The following is a 16,623-nucleotide window of genomic DNA, read 5'->3' as shown; positions in this document are numbered from 1 at the left end:
GGGCCGGAACTGTCTTTCGCCGCTTTTCGAATGAACCCGGAAAAACTTCCGGCTCTCTCCGCCTTTTTGCCGCGCTTTCTCCGCGCGAAAACGCTTTACCGCGTTTCCTTGTCCTGACGCCAGGGGCTGTGGGACCAGGGATCGAACAGCGTGCGGCGCGCCGACTGCTCGATGTCGTGCGGCCGGCCGATGGCGCGCGTCGAAATGTCGAGCAGCTTGCGCTTGTATTCTTCCGTGATCTCGCGACCCTCGTCCAGCGAGCGCACCACATGCGGCGTGATCATGATGACAAGTTCGGTCTTGTCGACTGCGTCGCCCTTGTCCTTGAACAGATTGCCGAAGACCGGCACGTCGCCGGCCACCGGTATCTGGGTGGCGGCGCGGCCGCGCTGATCCTTGACCAACCCGCCGAGCATCAGGGACTCGGAGTCATTGACGACGACCTGCGTCTTCACCCTTCGCTGCTGGATGGTCGGCGTAATGCTGCCGGGCGGCGTGTTGGGGTCGACGTTCGACACCTCCTGCTCGAGTTCGAGCATGATGCGGCCGCTTTCGCTGATATGCGGGGTGATGGCCAGGATCACGCCGGTGTTGGTGTAGTTCACCGAATTGAATTGGTTGCCGATCGCCGACACGCTGCTCAGCGTCTGGACCGGAATCTGGTCGCCGACCTGCAGCATCGCCTGGCGGTTGTCGAGCACGGTCAGCGAGGGCGTCTGAATGACATTCACCTCGGTGATCGCGTTGAGCGCGTTGAGCGTCACCTGCTGGTTGAACGCCCTGAAGGCGTAGGCGAAGCCGGGGAAATTCGCGCCGACGTTCGCGCCCAGAAGATTCGTGCCGAGCGGCGTATTGGGCAGCGGCCCCGCCGGGTTGGCGGAGGAGCTGAAGCCAAAGAGATTTTGGTGGGTCTGCATGAACCAGCGCACGCCGAAGCGCAGCGTGTCATTGAGCTTCACTTCGGCGATGGTCGCCTCGAGGAACACCTGGTTCGGCATAACGTCCAGCGTCTCGATGACCTGGCGGATGCGGCGATAGTCCTCCGGCGTCGCCATGACGACGAGGGCGTTCTTGGCGTCGTCGACGCCGACCTTGTAGCGGTCGCCTTCGAGACTGACCGCCGGCGTGGGTCCGGCGCCGCCGCCCGGCTGCTGTCCGCCCGGCACGCTCAGGCCGCTCACGCCACTGGGGCCGCCGGAGCCGCCAAATCCTCCGCCGCCGCTGCTGCTGCTCCCGAGACCGCCGCCGCCGAGACCGCCCCCGCCGCCAAGTCCGCCGCCGCCGAGACTGCCCCCACCAAGGCCGCCCCCACCGCCAAGTCCGCCGCTTCCCCCGAGGCCGCCCTGACCGCCCGTCGGGCCCGTCGCCGACAGCGCCCCGAGCGGGTTGGTCTGCCCCGCGCCAGAGCCCGAGGACATCGCGGACTGGCCGAAGCGCGGCGAGACGCCGGCGCCGCCCTTGGAGGCGTCCGCGCCGAAGATGGAGGTCAGCACCACCATCAGCTCCTTGGCCGGGCGATTCTGGACGCGATAGGTGAAGAACTGCTTTTCCGCGTGCTCGGCGCGGGCGTCGAGCCGCTGGATCCAGGCGCGGGCGCGGGTGAGATATTGCGGCTGCGACGAAATCACCAGGATGGAGGCGAGCTTCTTGTTGCCGATGAAGCGGATCATGCCGCTCATCGGCCCTTCCTTCTCGGAGCCGAAGACATTGCGCAGATCCTCAGCGAGCATGTCGGCGTCGCCGCTCTTCACCGGCACGAGCGCGAAAGACATTCCACGCATCGTGTCGATATCGAACATGCCGATCGCATCCACCAGCGTCGCGATGTCCTGCGGCGAGCCGCTCAGCGTCAGCGTGTTGCGCGCGTCGTCGGCGCGCACGATGCTGCCGCGGGCGGCGATCGGCTCGAGGACACGCTTCATTTCCGAGGCGGAGACATAGCGCAGCTGCACGACATGGGCGCCGTCGCCGAGCGGACTGGAATCGGGGGCGACGCCGCCGACCGAGATGTTTTCTCCGGACGTCGCGGCCTGATCGGCCGGAACGATCTTGTAGACGCCGCCGGCCTTCACCACCGCCGCGCCGGAAATACGCAAGGCCGACTGGAACAGTTCGAGCGCCGCCGACTTTCGCACCGGCTGGGCCGTATGCACCGTCACCTTGCCGTCGAGCTTGGGATCCACGACATAATCGGCGCTCATGATGTCGCCGAGGACGATCTTGGCCGCCTGGGGGATCGGTAGATTGACCAGATTGAGGGTGACGCCGTCCTCGCCGGCGGGCTCGGTCGACGTCGCGCGAGAACGGCCCGAGCCGATGAATTTCCCGGTGCCTGTGGCCACCAGCGCGCGCCCCGAAGTGCGCGAGAGCGAGACGCCGTCTGACCGCCGCCCTCCGCTAACCGGTGGGCCCGGCGAGCGATAGACAGGCTCGACGTTCCATTCCGCCACCGGCGGCCCCGCCGCCGGGGATTCACAAGAGGCGAGCCCCCCTGCCGCCACCGTCACTGCAAATGCTGTAAGGACACAACGCACGTCAGGGATAACCTAAGGTTAAAACTCAACGCTCTGGCGGATTTCCGGCAGGCTTAACATGTTTCGGCGGCTTTCGCCATGTGAGACGCCATCGACGAAGCGAGGCTCCACTGTTGATTGCTCGCCTTTCTTTGAGGCAAGATTTAGCCGTTGCGGTTACTTACTAATTGGCGGGCTCTTCCTGTCCGGCGTCCCCCGCCCCTTGCGGCGACGCCCCCGGCGTCTGCGCAGGCGGGGCGTCCGGCTTGTTTGCGGGCGGGGCCTCGGGCTTCATTTCCTGTGGATTGTCCGGCGGTCCCTCGGTCTCATCGGAGTATAGCTTCAGCTTCACCTCTTGCTCCCCGTTCTTCAGCGTCAGCTCCAAAGATGTAATTTCGTCGACAGTCCACGTGTCAATCATGTCGCCGACCTTTTTCCACTCGCCCTCCGGCGCGCCGCTGGAAATGACGAAGGCTTGCGCGGTCCCGCCGCTCTTGACGATGGCGCCGACCGAAAGTCCGGCGGGGACGACGGTCTCCGCATCCTGCGTGACAGGGCGGGCGCCGGCGGTCTTGGGGGCCGGGCGACGGTTTTTCGAGAAGATCGGGCGCGACAACGCCTGCACGTCGGCGCTGGCGGGCTTCGGCGGATCGAGTTCGCCCACGGCCAGGGTCGGCGGTTTCCACTCCGGCGCGGCGGATTGCGAGCCGTCGGTTTGTGGCCACAGGATCGCTAAAGCGGCGTAAAGTCCGGCCGCCGCGGTCGAGGCGAGCAGAGCGACGAGGATTCCCGCCATCAGCGGCGACAGCCGCGCAGAGGCGATGAAGGGAAGGACGTACGGTCTGATCCTGTTGATCATCGCGGGGCGCTCACGGATGGGCTTTCAATGACGGCGCGCCGCCATAGACGTCGAATTGCGCCTCGAGTTCGTCGGGGGCCTCTCCCGGGGAGCCCCACATCATCGATTGTCCGCGCAGCGTCGCCGTGGTCACGATCAGCAGCGGCGGCTCGCCCTCGACCGCTCGCGCCAAAGCGTGAACGGAGTCATGCGTGCCGGCGACGTCGATGCGCGCGCCGACCAGCGTGACGCCCTGGAAGGATCGCGCCGGAAGGACCTGGATCGACCTGACGCTGACTTTGGCTTCCTCGGCGAGCGCCTTCAGCCGCGCCTGCAGATTGGCGTTGACGATGCCCTCGCTGTCTCCGGCGATCAGTTCGCCGCGCGCGTTGATCTCGTCGACCTGCCGGGCGTATTCGTGGATCGCCTCTTCCTGCGCCGCGACAGCCTCGTAACGCGCGAGCGTCAGACGGCGCTGCGCGATCGTGTCGGCGCTCTCGGCGACCATCCGCCGGGCGGGCTCGACGGCGATGAGATAAATGGCGGCGAGAATCAGAATATTGACGGCCGCAAAGGCGGCGCGTCTGCCGATCGGCGTCCGCCGGATGTCGTCCCACTTCATTTCGCCGCCGTCACATTGGGCTGCCGGATCCTGGCCGCCAGCGAGAAGCCTTCTTTTTTCTCATGCGCGTCCGGGGTGATCGCCGCCGTCAAACCGGCGTCCGAGAAAAACGGCGACTTTTCGAACAGCGCCGGAAGTCCGACCGCGGAATCCGCGAAGCCGACGAGTTCGAGCGCGCGCTCATTGGCGCGGGGCTCGGTGATGCGCAGATCGGTGACATAGGCCCCGTCCGGCAGAAGACGCGCGGTTTCCTCCCAGAGATCGGCGAATAGCGGCCCGGTGCGGCGCGCGTTGCGCAGCACGGAGAGCAGCCGGCTTTCCGCCGAGGCGCGATCGGCGATCTGCCGCACCTTCGCGGCGCGCGCCGACATTTCCTGGATTTTCGCGTCGAGCTCCTCGTTCGTCGCGGACTGCCGCCAAAGTGTTGCGCCGACCCCCAGCGCCGCGAGCAAGGCGGTCGCCGCGCAAAGCCCGATCGCCACATTACGGAAAAGGTGCGAGCTCTCGCTTGTCGCCTCCAGAACAATGACGGGCGCCGGGCCCGCCATAGGGCTCAGCCCGCTCGGCCGCACGAACGCCAGATCGGTCATCGCCAGACCCGAATTCTCGATCGCCCGCACAACCATGTCACGACGCAGGATCCAGAGGCTGACGCTCAACTTGTCCGGCGAAACGGGATGTTTGGCCGTCGCATGGCCATAGATCACGTCCGACAGCCGGAAAGGCGTCTTTCTCTCGATATCGGCGATCAGCAGCCGGGGGAGATTCGACGCGGCGACGGCCGGAATGTCGAAGCGTCGGACGAAGAACGCCGACCCGTCGATTTCGAGGCCGATCTTGGCGGTTTTTCGCGTCACGCCGCGCCGCGACAACGCCTCCTCGAGCGAGGACGCCGCGATTTCGTCGACCGAAAGGCTCCAGGCCGGCGCGCCGCGCGCGTCCACGAGCCAGAGTTCGCGCTCCCCCGCGCGAAGAATCAGTTCGCGATCGCCGCGATCGGAGAGCCATGCCGCCGTCTTGGGCGGAAAAAGCGCAAAAAACTCCGAGCGATACCACTCGAAAAAGCGCGCGGCCGCGGCTTTGAGCGACCCTTCGAGAACGTCGCGCGTCCAAAACTCGCTTGCCACGAACCATCACCTTCGACGCGTGAGCCCGCCGCCGAGCCGCGCGGCTTGCGCGATTACATCGACGACATGGCGGATGAAACTCATAGCCTTCGGGCTACTGACTGGCAATGTCGTATGCGAACCCGATTATTCCAGCCCGGCTATTCGATGAACGGCGCGTTTTTGAGCCGGGCGCGCCGCTCCTCCGGCGACTCCTGCGAAGCGAAACTCTGCGCAGCCTCGATGTGCGGCGTATCGCCGAGCGCGCCCAGCGCATAGGCGCTGAAGGTCGCCGCGCCGTCGAAGGGCCGGCGTTTCCTGAACGGCTCGAAATGATCGGCGGGCAGGATCGTGCTGTTGGCGGCTTCTTTTTTCGGCGGCTCCATATCGCGGGCCTCGTAGGCGCGGGCTACAGCGACCTTGGGGAAGAGGCTCGCGGGAGTCTCGACCGCGAGCACCGGCGCGGCCATGACGCCCTTGCCGGTCGCGACCATTTCGACGCCGAGCGCCATCGGAACGAAGCGTCCGGGCTCCTCCTCGGCTGCCGCCGTCTCGCGGTCTTCCTCGGGAGCGACGCGTCGCATTTCGCATAAATGAAAGCGCAACCGGCAGTCCGCGCCCGTCGCGAAACGCGGCGACCGATCCACAAGCTCTGCGCTGGCGTTGGCGAATGCGGCGTCGCATTCACGCTTGAGGAAAACGCCGGAGGCGACGCAGGCGTCGCGCGTGGCGAAAAAATAGGATTTGCCCGGCGTCGCGGCGTCAGCGCCGGCCGCCGGTAGAAAGCCAGAGGCCACGAGGCAAATCACGCGCAATCGGGACCTGAGCGCAGGACGCGCGCTAAACCTCTCTGCAACAAGGGCTTGTGCGTTCGACATCGACAAAAATGCTCGACAGGCGATCGGGTGGATGATCCAATTGACGCGCAATTGTGTCATTCCGGCGTCCGACACACTACATTGAGAATGGCGCAGCGTGTCGATGCGCGAGCTTAACTATTGATTCGGCTTCAGCAAAGGGTGAAGATGCAGGCTCAATCGACTTTCCGGGAAGACGTCGCCGGACATTCAGGCCTGGCCCGGCGGGTGGACCCCCAGAGTCCGGAATTCGCCGAAGCCTTCGGCGACTTTCTCCTTCGCGAGAGAGCGCTCGACGAACTCGCGCTGCAACGCTCGCAGCGCGCCGCGCGTCAAAGCGGCGAACGCTTCGACCATGTGCTGACCAAGCTCGGCCTCATCTCCGAGACGGACCTGTGGGCGCTCCTTGGAAAGTTTCTTCACATCCCCCAGCTGGAGCCGCGCGAAATCCCGGTGGAGGCGCCGCTCGCCGACGCCATTCCGGAGAAATTCATCCGCGCGAACGGCCTGCTTCCGCTCTTTGTCGAGGACGGGCGTCTCACCCTCGCCGTGACGGATCCGCTCGATCTCGAACCCGTGGACGCGCTCGCCTATTCGACCGGCTATGAGATCGCCCTCAAGCTCGCGACGCCGGCGCAGTTCGAGAAGGCCTGGTCGACGCTCTACGGCGCGAAACAGGACGGCGTCGCGTTCGTCGATTCCGACCTTCGCGCCAATGACGCGAGCGAATTCGACCTGCAGCGCCTGCGCGACATCGCAAACGAGGCGCCGGTCGTCCGCCGCGTGAACCAGATCGTCGCCGACGCCATCGAACAGCGCGCCTCCGACATTCATATCGAGCCCTCGCTGGAAGCCGTGCAGGTCCGCTATCGCGTCGACGGCGCCCTGCGCACGGCCGAAACCCTGCCGCCGGGTCTGAAGGCCGCCATCGCCTCGCGCATCAAGATCATGGCGCGGCTCGACATCGCCGAGCGGCGCCTGCCGCAGGACGGACGCATCAAGCTCGCCATCCGCGGCGTCGACATCGACTTCCGCGTCTCGACCCTGCCGACGGCCCATGGCGAGAGCATCGTGCTGCGTATTCTCGACCGCAGCCAGGTCTCGCTCGACTTCCAGACGCTGGGATTCGAGCCCAAAACGACGGGGATACTGCGCAAGACCATGCGCAATCCCAATGGCATCGTGCTCGTCACCGGCCCCACCGGCAGCGGCAAGACCACGACGCTCTACACCGCGCTGAGGGAGTTGACGCAGCCCGACGTGAAAGTCTTCACGGTCGAGGACCCGATCGAATATCAGCTCGCGGGCGTCAATCAGGTGCAGGTGCAGCCGGCGATCGGCCTCGACTTCCCGAGCACGCTGCGCGCCATCCTGCGCCAGGACCCCGACATCATCATGATCGGCGAGATTCGCGACGCGGCGACGGCGAGCATCGCCATTCAGGCGTCGCTCACGGGCCATCTCGTGTTCTCGACGCTGCACACCAACAGCGCGGCGGCGTCGATCACCCGACTGATCGACATGGGCGTGGAAAGCTATCTCATCGCCTCCACGGTGAAGGCGGTCCTTGCGCAGCGCCTCGTGCGCCGCCTCTGCCAGCATTGCGCGACGCCTCTGGAGACGCGCGAGCAATGGCGCAAGCAGCTTGCGACGGAGGAGTTCGCATCGGAGCCCGACCGCCTCTCGGCGCCCAAGGGCTGCCCGCACTGCCGCAACCTCGGCTATTCGGGGCGCTCGACCATCGCCGAGCTGCTGGTTATGAACGAGCGACTCCAGCGCCTCGTCTGCGAGAACGCGCCCGACGCCACGCTGGAGGCGGCGGCGCGCGAAAACGGCATGACGACGATGTATCAGTGCGGCATGGGCAAGGCCTGGCGCGGCGAGACCAGCGTCGACGAAGTCATGCGCGTCACGCGGATGGATTGATAGCAGATGCCGACCTTCAAATACCGCGCCTTCAGCGCCGTCGGCGATCTCCAGGAAGGCGAGATCGAGGCCCGTTCCGCCGCCGAGGCGGAAGACACGCTTTTTCGTCGAGGGCTGACGCCTTTCGAGACGAAGGAGGCCGGCGCGGCCAAGACGAGCATCCTGAACAAGTCCTTCGGCAAGCGCGGTCCGAATGCGGCGCAGATCGCCTCCTTCACGCGCGAATTCGCCACGCTCGAACAGGCGAATGTGCCGCTCGACCAGAGCCTCAGGATTCTCTCCGCGCAGAGCGCCAGCCCCGTGCTGCGCGACCTCGCTCAGGACATATTGACGCAGATCGTCGACGGCGCGTCTCTCTCCGACGCCATGTCGAAACGGCCCGACGTCTTCGGCCGGGAATACATCAACGTCGTGCGCGAGGGCGAAACCGTCGGCAAGGTCGGGGCGGCGATGACCGATCTCGCCGACATGCTGGAGCGCCAGCTCGAATTGCGCGGGCGCATCCAGAGCGCGCTCGTCTATCCGGCGCTGCTCATCACGCTTGCGCTCATCTCGACGGGCGTCGTTCTCGGAACGCTCGTGCCGAGCATCGCCCCGATCTTCGCCGACAATGGCAAGCCCATGCCCTCGGGCCTCCAGTTCATCATCGACACGGAGGCGAACGCCGGCACGATCGGCATCGTTCTCGGCGTCATTGTCGCGACGCTTTTCCTGCTGCGCCGGATGGCGCAGACCCGGCCGGCCTGGCTCATCGCCAAGGACCGTTTCTACCTGCGCCTGCCGGTGGTCGGCCCTCTGCTGGCGCAATTCGCGACGGCGCGATTCGCCCGCACGCTCGGCTCCATGCTGAAGGCCGGCGTGCCGCTGCTTCAGGGCCTCGAGAGCGCGCGCGCCGCGGTGGTGAATCATTATCTCAACGCGGAGCTCGCCGGCGTGATCGAGGCGGTGCGCGGCGGCGCGCATCTCTCCGGTTCGCTCGGGGGCGTCGCCTTCATCCCGCCCGTCGCGCCGCAGATGATTTCGATCGGCGAGGAGACCGGCCAGCTCGACGACATGCTGTTGCGCGTCGCAACCATGTTCGAGCGGCAGACGCAGCGTTCCATCGAACGGGCGATGGGGCTCTTGACGCCCGTGCTCACAATCGCCATCGCCGGCGTCGTCGGCGGGCTGATCATGACCGTGATGGACGCGGTGCTCGGCATCAACGAACTTGCGGGCAAATAATGCCGCAGCTCCATCGCAAGAGAGGCCGCCGGGCGGGCTTCACGCTCATGGAGACGCTCGTCGTGATGGGATTGATCGCGCTTCTCGCCGGCATGGGCTCGCAACTCGTGCGCTCTCCCTCGAGCCGGCTGCGGCTCGAAAGCGCGACGCGCGGGCTCTGCGGGACGCTGCGCGCGACGCGCGCGCGCGCCATCGGGACGAACAGCGAGACCGCCGTCGTCATCGACCTCGAACGCAAGAGCTACACATCCCCCGTCGGCGGCGAAGGGCTGCTGCCGGAGGAGACGACGATCAAGCTTGAGATCGCCAATTCGCAACAGCTAAGCGGGAACAGGGGAGGGTTCACCTTCTTTCCCGATGGAAGCTCCACGGGCGGCGACATCACCATAGAGGCGCCGAATGGGCGAGCGACGATCGGCGTGAACTGGCTGACAGGCGAAATAAGATGCGCCCTCGGTTGAAGCGCCGGCGGGGCTTCTCGCTCATCGAATCGCTGGCCGCCTTCGCGATTCTCGCGCTCGTGCTGTCGCAGCTTCTCAATGGCGTGAGCGGCGGCGTGCGAAACGAATCGCGCGCGGATTTTCTCGTGCGCGCCGCGAGACAGGGAGCCTCGCAACTCGACGCTCTGGGGGCAGACGGGCAAATTCCGACGGGCGAAACGACCGGAACATATAGCGACGGCCTGCTGTGGCGGCTCGTCGTCAGGCCGGGCAAGACCGTGAAAGGAGTGACAGGGGCGCCGATCGGCATGACCTTCCACGCCACGCTCCTCATCGAGCGCGCGTCCGGATATGGGGACAATTTCGTCCTTTCGACCGTCAAACTGGTCACCATGGAGGAGCGCGGCCAATGAAGCTGCGCGCGCGCAATGGCTTCACTCTGCTCGAACTTCTGCTCGCCATCAGCTTGCTGTCCCTGATCACCGCCTCGATCCTCGGGGGCATCCATCTCGGACGCCGGAGCTGGGAGACGACGCGCGCCAGCGAGGCGCTGGACGAAGTCGAGATGGCCTTGCGCAGCGTGACGGGGCTGCTCGCGCGCGGCTACGCCATCACTATCACGACCCAGAGCGCCGAAACGCCACAATCCCAGTTCCAGGGCACGCCCGACTCCTGTCGCTTCATCTCGCTCAGCGAGGGCGGCGGACAATGGGGCGGGCTGCTTCTCACCGAGATTGGCGGCGACGTCGCGAAGGAGGGGCCGCAGCTTGCGGTGTGGACGCAGGTCTTTCGCACGCCGCCGGGTTTCGGGGTCGATCGCAACTCGATGACGAAAACAGTGATTCTGAAAGACGTCGCCTCCTTCGAACTTTCCTATTTCGGCTCGCCGGAGGTGGGAAAGCCCAGCGTATGGACGCCGACCTGGACCAATCGCGCCGGCATGCCGAAGCTGATCAGCGTGAAGATCGGGGCCAATCGCCTCGGCCGCGTGATCGAGGCCTCCGCCACGGTCGCGATTCGCCAGCAATGAACGCCTGACGCTCAACCGAATTCGAGCGGGCCGAGCACCCAGACGAGCCAGAGCCCGAGCGCGAGATGAGGCCCGAAGGGGATGGGCTCGCGCGCGCTTTGAAGCGAGCCCTCACGGATGGAAAGGACGGCGGCGACGAGCGCCGATAGCACCGCAAAGACGAGGCAACTGGGCAGACCGCGAAACCCGAGCCACAGGCCGGCCGCGGCGAAGAGCCGGGCGTCGGCTTCCCCCACTCCGGGAAAACCGCGCAGCCGCTCATAGGCGCGATCGACGATCCACAGGGCCGCATAACCGGTCGCGGCGGCCGCGAGCCGGTCGGGCGTTTCCTCCGGCGCGCCCAGGAGCGTCGTCGCCGCGCCGATCGCAAAAAGAAACCAGAGCGGCCCGTCGGGAATGATGAAATAGCGAATGTCGAACAAGGCGGCGAGGCAAAGCGCGAGAAACAGGGCGACGCCGGGCGCGAGATAGAGGCCGAATTCCGGAGCCCGCGTGAAAAGATAGGCGAGACCGAAAAAAGCCGCCCAGGCGGCTGGCGCGAGCGCTCGTCCCGATCCGCGGGCGAGCGCGATATCGCGCGCGAGAGGCGCTAGCACGCGCCGCCGACGGCCGCAGCTGGGCGACGCCTTGAAGCAAGTGAGCATGGTTCTGGCGCGCATGACGCCCGCTGGATCGAGAGGCTGATCTGCGCATCGCGTCGAAGATGGCGCAGGGGATTAATCAATATCGCATAAAAAATCCCGCCGCTCCCGGGAACGGCGGGCGTTTTTCGACCCGGCGCGACGTTCTTATTTGCCGCGGCGACGGCGCTGCTGGCCGAGCCCCATCTGTTTGGCGAGATTGGAGCGGGCCTTCGCGTAATTGGGGGCGACCATCGGATAGTCCGGGGGCAGGCCCCATTTCTCCCGATATTCTTCCGGCGAGAGACCGTATTGCGTGCGCAGATGGCGCTTGAGCGATTTGAACTTCTTACCGTCCTCGAGGCAGATGATGTAATCGGTGGTCACCGATTTCTTGACGGCGATCGCGGGCTTCGGCGGCTCCGCCGGCGCCGCGGCGACGCTGGAGCCCACGCGCAGCAGCGCGTTGTAGACTTCGCTGATCAGCGCCGGCAAATCCGCGGCGGGAACGGAATTATTGCTCACATACGCCGATACGATGTCCGCCGCGAGTTCGATGTTGTTCGAGACATTCATTGGGTCGCTCATTGCCTTCTCTTGATCTGGAAAGACCGAGCCGTCTTTCGCGAAAGCCGCCGCCGCCCCGTAAAGGCTCACACTAAACCTGTTGCGGGAGTTGGTTCCGTCGAACTGGCGAAGATATGTAATACTTTACCGGATGGTTTTCTTATCGGCAAGAATTATCGGACAATTTTTTCTTTGATCAGAATTCGAATATTGTGAGAGTGTTTCCACCGCCTTCGCGCGCCGAGTTTCCGATTGTATCCTGCGGATTAATCTTTTCGGGGCGGCCATGATCGGCATATTTTGCCGTCTGCCTCGCTTTTGCTTGCAGGATGCAACTCTTCCGCGAATCCTGCGTCGGCAAGAAATTCCTCCCGGGAGCAAGAATTGTCCTCTTTCAGAGCGATCCGGATCGACAAGGACGCAACTTCCAGCACAGCCGCTTATGTCGAGATGAGCGAGAAGGATCTGATGCCGGGCGACGTGGAGCTCGACGTCACCCATTCCGCCATCAACTACAAGGACGGCCTCGCCGTGACCGGCAAGGGACCCGTCGTCAGGCGCTTCCCCATGATTCCCGGAGTCGATCTCGCAGGACGCGTGACCCATTCCGCGCACGGCGACTTCAGGCCGGGCGACATTGTCGTCGCCACCGGCTGCGGCCTCGGCGAATCACATTACGGCGGCTTTGCGCAGAAGGCGCGCGTCAACGGCGACTGGCTGGTCAGGCTGCCTGATTCGCTGACGCCCGCGCGCGCCATGACCATCGGCACCGCGGGACTGACCGCCATGCTCTGCGTGCTGGCGCTGGAGCGTCATGGACTTTCGCCGGCGGACGGACTTTCGGTCGTCACGGGCGCGACGGGCGGCGTCGGCTCCTTCGCGGTCGCGCTCCTCGCCAGCGCCGGCTGGCGCGTCGCCGCCGTCACCGGACATGCGGCGGAAGCGGAGTATCTCCACTCGCTCGGCGCCGGGGAAATCATCCTGCGCGAATCGCTCGCCTCGCCTGGCAAGCCGCTGCAGACGCAACGATTCGCGGCGGGAATCGACACGGTCGGCGGCGTGACGCTCGTCAATCTTCTCGCACAGACGCAATTCGACGGCGCAATCGCCGCCTGCGGAAATGTCGGCGGCATGGATCTGCCGACGACGGTCGCGCCCTTCATCCTGCGCGGCGTGTCGCTGCTCGGCGTCGAAAGCATAAGGCCGCGAATCGCCCTGCGCCGCGCGGCCTGGGCGCGCATCGCCGCCGACATCGATCCGGCGATGATCGATTCGATGATGGAGATCATTCCCTTCGAGCAAGCGCTGGAGCGCGCCAGCACGATCGTGACCGGCAAGATTCGCGGACGCGTCGTGATCGAGATTTCTCATGCTTGATGCGTCGCCGACGATCGGCGACCCTCAACCTGGTTTTGCCTCGCAATATTCAGGAGCGACTCATGTCCCGACCGCCCTTGCCGCCCTTCACGCTGGAGACGGCGACACAGAAAGTGCGTATGGCCGAGGACGCCTGGAACGGCCGCGATCCCGCGCGGGTGGCTCTGGCCTACAGCGAGGACAGCCGATGGCGAAATCGCGCCGAATTTCTGAGCGGGCGCGCCGAGATCGAGGCTTTTCTCACCCGCAAATGGACGCGCGAACTGGACTACCGGCTGATCAAGGAGCTCTGGACATGGCGCGACAACCGCATCGCCGTGCGCTTCGCCTATGAATGGCGCGACGACGCGGGCAACTGGTTTCGGGCCTATGGCAATGAGAATTGGGAGTTCGACGGGCATGGGCTGATGCGGCTGCGCATCGCCAGCATCAACGACCTGCCGATCAGGGAAGACGAGCGCAAATTCCACTGGCCGCAGGGGCCCCGCCCGGCCGATCATCCGGGCCTCTCCGACCTTGGCCTTTGACACCGACGTCGATCAGCGCGAGCGTGAGCGAATTGTCGCATTGGGGGGCGTCATTCTCGACATCGGGGCGCGTCTCGGGTCTAATACCTGCGTCACGGCCCGATCTGGGCCGATCGTTTTTTCCGTCCGCGACGCGACGATTGAAGGTTAACCGCATGAGTTCGGCTTTCACCAAGGAACAGGAAGACGACAATCCCCGGGAGGATCTGCCGGATCGCCCGGTCAGCCCGCATCGCAACCTCGTGACGCCGGAAGGACTGGAGCAGATCGAGCGCGAGCTTCACCGGCTTCACGGCGAAATCGAGAAAGCGACGGCGAACGACGACAATCACGCGCTGGCGCTGGCGCAGCGCGATCTGCGCTACTGGACGGCGCGGCGGGCGAGCGCGGAGGTGATCCGTCCGATCGCCGATCATTCGCATGTGCGCTTCGGCCATCGCGTCGTGGTGGAGCTCGAAGGCGGCGAGCGCCGCGCCTTCCGCCTCGTCGGCGAAGACGAGGCCGATCCGGCGAAAGGGCTCATCCCCTATGTCGCGCCGCTGGCGACCGCGCTGATGGGCAAGACCGTCGGCGACAAGGCGGAGGTGATCCACCACAGCGCCAGGATCGTCGAGATCGGCTGAGGACGGGCGCTGCAAAAAAGCCGCGCGCAACGCCCGCGCGGCTTTTTTTGTTTTTGATTCTCAGGCGGCCTTTTTCGTCGGCTTGCGACTCGCCTTCGCGGTCTCGACGGCTTTTTGCGCTGGCTTCGCCGCGCCGCGTTTCAGGCGGCGCTTGATCGAATTCCAGAGCTCGCGCATCTCCGCCGCGGCGACGCCATGCGGGTTGAATTCGCTGACGCCCTGACCGAGGCGCGCGGCCTCCTGATAATCGACGCGCGCCGAAACGAGCGGCGCGAGCAGCCCGCCCATCGCCTGCAAGGCCTTCGCGCCGAGTTCGACGCGCGCGCTCTGCTGCGACGGCGGACACTGGTTCAGCAGGAAGGCGTAATCGCGGCCCTTGTCCTTCACCTGCGCGCGGGTCGCCTCGCTCGCCCAGAGATCGAAGGCGTTCGGCCGCGCGGGAATGACGCAGAGATCGGCGACGCGCATGGCGGCGGCGGAATATTCGCCGTCCTGGCCCGGCGCATCGATGACGACGAGGCTCACGCCTTTCTTCTCGAGAGCGGCGAGCGCTTTCGTCAGTTTCGATGGCGGCACGTGCTCGACCGCAATGTCGGTCGCCCCGCGCGCGCCCGACCATTTCACGAGCGTCTGCAACGGGTCGAGATCGATGATGAAGACGCGTTCTCCAGCCTCTCGCGCCGCGACCGCGACGCTGCTGGCGAGCGTGCTTTTACCGGCGCCGCCCTTCTGCGTAACGAAAGAGATAATGCGCATGTCGCGTTCCGTCTTGTTGGTTGGTTTCGACGCTTTAAAACTTACGCTCCAAGAAAACCCGGGCCGTGAAAACATGGATCGCGCGATTTACCCGAATCGCAATTCTTGCGGCAGGTTAATCATTGGTTAACGCGGCGTCGAGGTGGTAATCAGCTTTTAATCACAGCGCTCATCACCGCCGTTCCCGGCGTGCATTAGTCGTCCAGGCTTGCCGATGTCTGATCTGTTCCAGGCCGCGAAACTCGAGGAAGGCGCGCCCCGGCCGCTCGCGGACCGGTTGCGCCCGGCGCGGCTCGACGAAGTTGCGGGGCAGGATCATCTCCTCGGCCCCGAGGGCGCGCTGACGCGGCTCATTCGCGCCGGGTCGCTGGGCTCGCTGATCTTCTGGGGGCCGCCCGGCACCGGCAAGACGACGGTCGCGCGGCTTCTCGCACATGAAACGAAGCTCGCCTTCGTTCAGATCTCGGCGATCTTCTCGGGCGTCGCCGACCTCAAGAAAACATTCGACGCCGCGCGCGCGCGCCGCGCCGCGGGACAGGGCACGCTGCTCTTCGTCGACGAGATCCATCGCTTCAATCGCGCCCAACAGGATTCCTTCCTGCCGGTGATGGAGGACGGCACCATCACGCTGATCGGCGCGACGACGGAGAACCCTTCCTTCGAACTCAATGCGGCGTTGCTCTCCCGCGCGCGCGTGATGACATTCAGGTCGCTCGACGAGGCGGCGATCGAGAAGCTTCTCACGCGCGCCGAGGCGGCCGAGGGCAAGACGCTGCCGCTCGACGCCGACGCCCGCGAGGCGCTCGTTGCGATGGCCGACGGCGACGGCCGAGCGGCGCTCACGCTTTGCGAGGAAATCTGGCGCGCCGCGCATGAAGGCGAAATCTTCGACCGCGCCGGCCTGTCGGAGGTCGTGCAGCGGCGCGCGCCCATCTATGACAAGGCGCAGGAGGGCCACTACAATCTCATCAGCGCCCTGCACAAATGCGTGCGCGGCTCGGACCCGGACGCGGCGCTCTATTATTTCGCGCGCATGCTGGACGCGGGCGAAGACCCTCTGTTTCTGGCGCGGCGAATCGTGCGCATGGCCGTCGAGGACATCGGGCTCGCCGACCCGCACGCGCTCGTCGTCGCCAATGCGGCGAAGGACGCCTATGATTTTCTGGGCAGCCCCGAGGGCGAACTCGCGCTCGCGCAGGCGGTGATCTATGTCGCCACCGCGCCCAAATCCAACGCGGGCTATGTCGCCTACAAGAAGGCGCGGCGGCTGGCGGAGGAGAAGGGGTCGCTCATGCCGCCCCGGATCATCCTGAATGCGCCGACGAAGTTGATGCGCGAGGAGGGCTATGGCGAGGGCTACGAATATGACCATGACGCGCCCGACGCCTTCTCGGGACAGAACTACTGGCCTGATTCGCTGAAACGGCAGAAGCTCTATCGGCCGGTCGAGCGCGGATTTGAGCGCGAGCTCGCGAAGCGGCTCGATTATTGGGAGCGCCTGCGCCGCGAGCGGGGCGAGAAATAGCCGCCGGGGGCGCCAATTCTGTTGCCGAATTGTCACGCGCGTCGGCAAACGCAATGCACGCGCCTTGTTCAG

The 16,623-nt window shown here is 65.5% G+C and carries 17 protein-coding genes; 9 read left to right on the top strand and 8 right to left on the bottom strand.

Translation table 11 applies throughout. From position 1 onward, the window contains the following. Nucleotides 1-95: 95 nt before the first annotated feature. The 5 genes from gspD to LG047_RS10750 form a co-directional block, all read right to left on the bottom strand. Nucleotides 96-2,342: a type II secretion system secretin GspD gene (gene gspD, locus LG047_RS10770; protein WP_227966621.1), complete on the bottom strand. Its 2,247-nt coding sequence runs from the start codon at nt 2,340-2,342 to the stop codon at nt 96-98. Between the two features lie 355 nt (nt 2,343-2,697). Beyond that, on the bottom strand, nt 2,698-3,372 hold the full coding sequence (locus LG047_RS10765) for a hypothetical protein (protein ID WP_227966620.1): 675 nt from the start codon (nt 3,370-3,372) through the stop codon (nt 2,698-2,700). 10 nt (nt 3,373-3,382) lie between these two features. Continuing rightward, the gene (gspM, locus tag LG047_RS10760; protein ID WP_227966619.1) at nt 3,383-3,973 is read right to left on the bottom strand and encodes a type II secretion system protein GspM; all 591 of its coding nucleotides are present in this window, start codon (nt 3,971-3,973) and stop codon (nt 3,383-3,385) included. After that, complete coding sequence (locus LG047_RS10755; RefSeq protein ID WP_227966618.1) at nt 3,970-5,100, bottom strand: PilN domain-containing protein; 1,131 nt, start codon at nt 5,098-5,100, stop codon at nt 3,970-3,972. Before LG047_RS10755 ends, gspM begins: the two co-directional genes overlap by 4 nt. Nucleotides 5,101-5,240: 140 nt before the next feature. Further along, nucleotides 5,241-5,876, bottom strand: a complete 636-nt coding sequence (locus LG047_RS10750) for a DUF1190 domain-containing protein (RefSeq protein ID WP_227966617.1) — start codon at nt 5,874-5,876, stop codon at nt 5,241-5,243. A 228-nt stretch (nt 5,877-6,104) separates the two neighbouring features. Here LG047_RS10750 and LG047_RS10745 point away from each other — a divergent pair, with 228 nt between their 5' ends. From LG047_RS10745 to LG047_RS10725, 5 genes are read left to right on the top strand one after another with little or no spacing between them, the layout of a single operon-like run. Beyond that, nucleotides 6,105-7,862 (top strand): GspE/PulE family protein, encoded by a 1,758-nt coding sequence (locus LG047_RS10745; RefSeq protein WP_255679562.1) that lies wholly within the window; start codon nt 6,105-6,107, stop codon nt 7,860-7,862. A 6-nt stretch (nt 7,863-7,868) separates the two neighbouring features. Continuing rightward, nucleotides 7,869-9,086 (top strand): type II secretion system F family protein, encoded by a 1,218-nt coding sequence (locus LG047_RS10740; RefSeq protein WP_036284648.1) that lies wholly within the window; start codon nt 7,869-7,871, stop codon nt 9,084-9,086. Further along, nucleotides 9,086-9,547 (top strand): GspH/FimT family pseudopilin, encoded by a 462-nt coding sequence (locus LG047_RS10735; protein ID WP_036284645.1) that lies wholly within the window; start codon nt 9,086-9,088, stop codon nt 9,545-9,547. The genes LG047_RS10740 and LG047_RS10735 overlap by 1 nt, the downstream gene beginning before the upstream one ends. Then, nucleotides 9,532-9,939, top strand: a complete 408-nt coding sequence (locus tag LG047_RS10730; protein WP_227966614.1) for a type II secretion system protein — start codon at nt 9,532-9,534, stop codon at nt 9,937-9,939. The genes LG047_RS10735 and LG047_RS10730 overlap by 16 nt, the downstream gene beginning before the upstream one ends. Continuing rightward, on the top strand, nt 9,936-10,556 hold the full coding sequence (locus LG047_RS10725) for a prepilin-type N-terminal cleavage/methylation domain-containing protein (protein WP_227966612.1): 621 nt from the start codon (nt 9,936-9,938) through the stop codon (nt 10,554-10,556). Before LG047_RS10730 ends, LG047_RS10725 begins: the two co-directional genes overlap by 4 nt. 11 nt (nt 10,557-10,567) lie before the next feature. On the opposite strand, the gene LG047_RS10720 is transcribed toward LG047_RS10725, so the two are convergent. Together LG047_RS10720 and LG047_RS10715 are read right to left on the bottom strand one after the other, a co-directional pair. Next, nucleotides 10,568-11,152 (bottom strand): A24 family peptidase, encoded by a 585-nt coding sequence (locus LG047_RS10720; RefSeq protein WP_227966607.1) that lies wholly within the window; start codon nt 11,150-11,152, stop codon nt 10,568-10,570. A 192-nt stretch (nt 11,153-11,344) separates the two neighbouring features. Then, entirely contained in the window at nt 11,345-11,752 is a 408-nt protein-coding gene (locus tag LG047_RS10715; protein ID WP_305080361.1) for a MucR family transcriptional regulator, read from the bottom strand. Between the two features lie 375 nt (nt 11,753-12,127). On the opposite strand from LG047_RS10715, the gene LG047_RS10710 reads away from it, so the two are divergent. The 3 genes from LG047_RS10710 (at nt 12,128) to LG047_RS10700 (ending at nt 14,270) form a co-directional block, all read left to right on the top strand. After that, nucleotides 12,128-13,120 carry an MDR family oxidoreductase gene (locus LG047_RS10710; protein WP_227966605.1) on the top strand — a complete coding sequence of 331 codons (993 nt, stop codon included), beginning with the start codon at nt 12,128-12,130 and terminating at the stop codon, nt 13,118-13,120. Nucleotides 13,121-13,182: 62 nt separating this feature from the next. Then, nucleotides 13,183-13,647 (top strand): nuclear transport factor 2 family protein, encoded by a 465-nt coding sequence (locus LG047_RS10705; protein WP_036284632.1) that lies wholly within the window; start codon nt 13,183-13,185, stop codon nt 13,645-13,647. A gap of 155 nt (nt 13,648-13,802) precedes the next feature. Then, a complete protein-coding gene (locus LG047_RS10700) occupies nt 13,803-14,270 on the top strand; it encodes a GreA/GreB family elongation factor (protein WP_036284629.1) in 468 nt (155 codons plus the stop codon). A gap of 60 nt (nt 14,271-14,330) precedes the next feature. On the opposite strand, the gene LG047_RS10695 is transcribed toward LG047_RS10700, so the two are convergent. Continuing rightward, entirely contained in the window at nt 14,331-15,026 is a 696-nt protein-coding gene (locus tag LG047_RS10695; protein ID WP_036284627.1) for a ParA family protein, read from the bottom strand. 214 nt (nt 15,027-15,240) lie between these two features. On the opposite strand from LG047_RS10695, the gene LG047_RS10690 reads away from it, so the two are divergent. Further along, entirely contained in the window at nt 15,241-16,551 is a 1,311-nt protein-coding gene (locus LG047_RS10690) for a replication-associated recombination protein A (protein WP_227966604.1), read from the top strand. Nucleotides 16,552-16,623 lie beyond the last annotated feature (72 nt).

This window comes from Methylocystis sp. WRRC1, assembly GCF_020733155.1.
Taxonomy (GTDB): domain Bacteria; phylum Pseudomonadota; class Alphaproteobacteria; order Rhizobiales; family Beijerinckiaceae; genus Methylocystis.
Note: the sequence above shows the minus strand (reverse complement) of the source record. Positions and strands in the feature narration are given on the sequence as shown.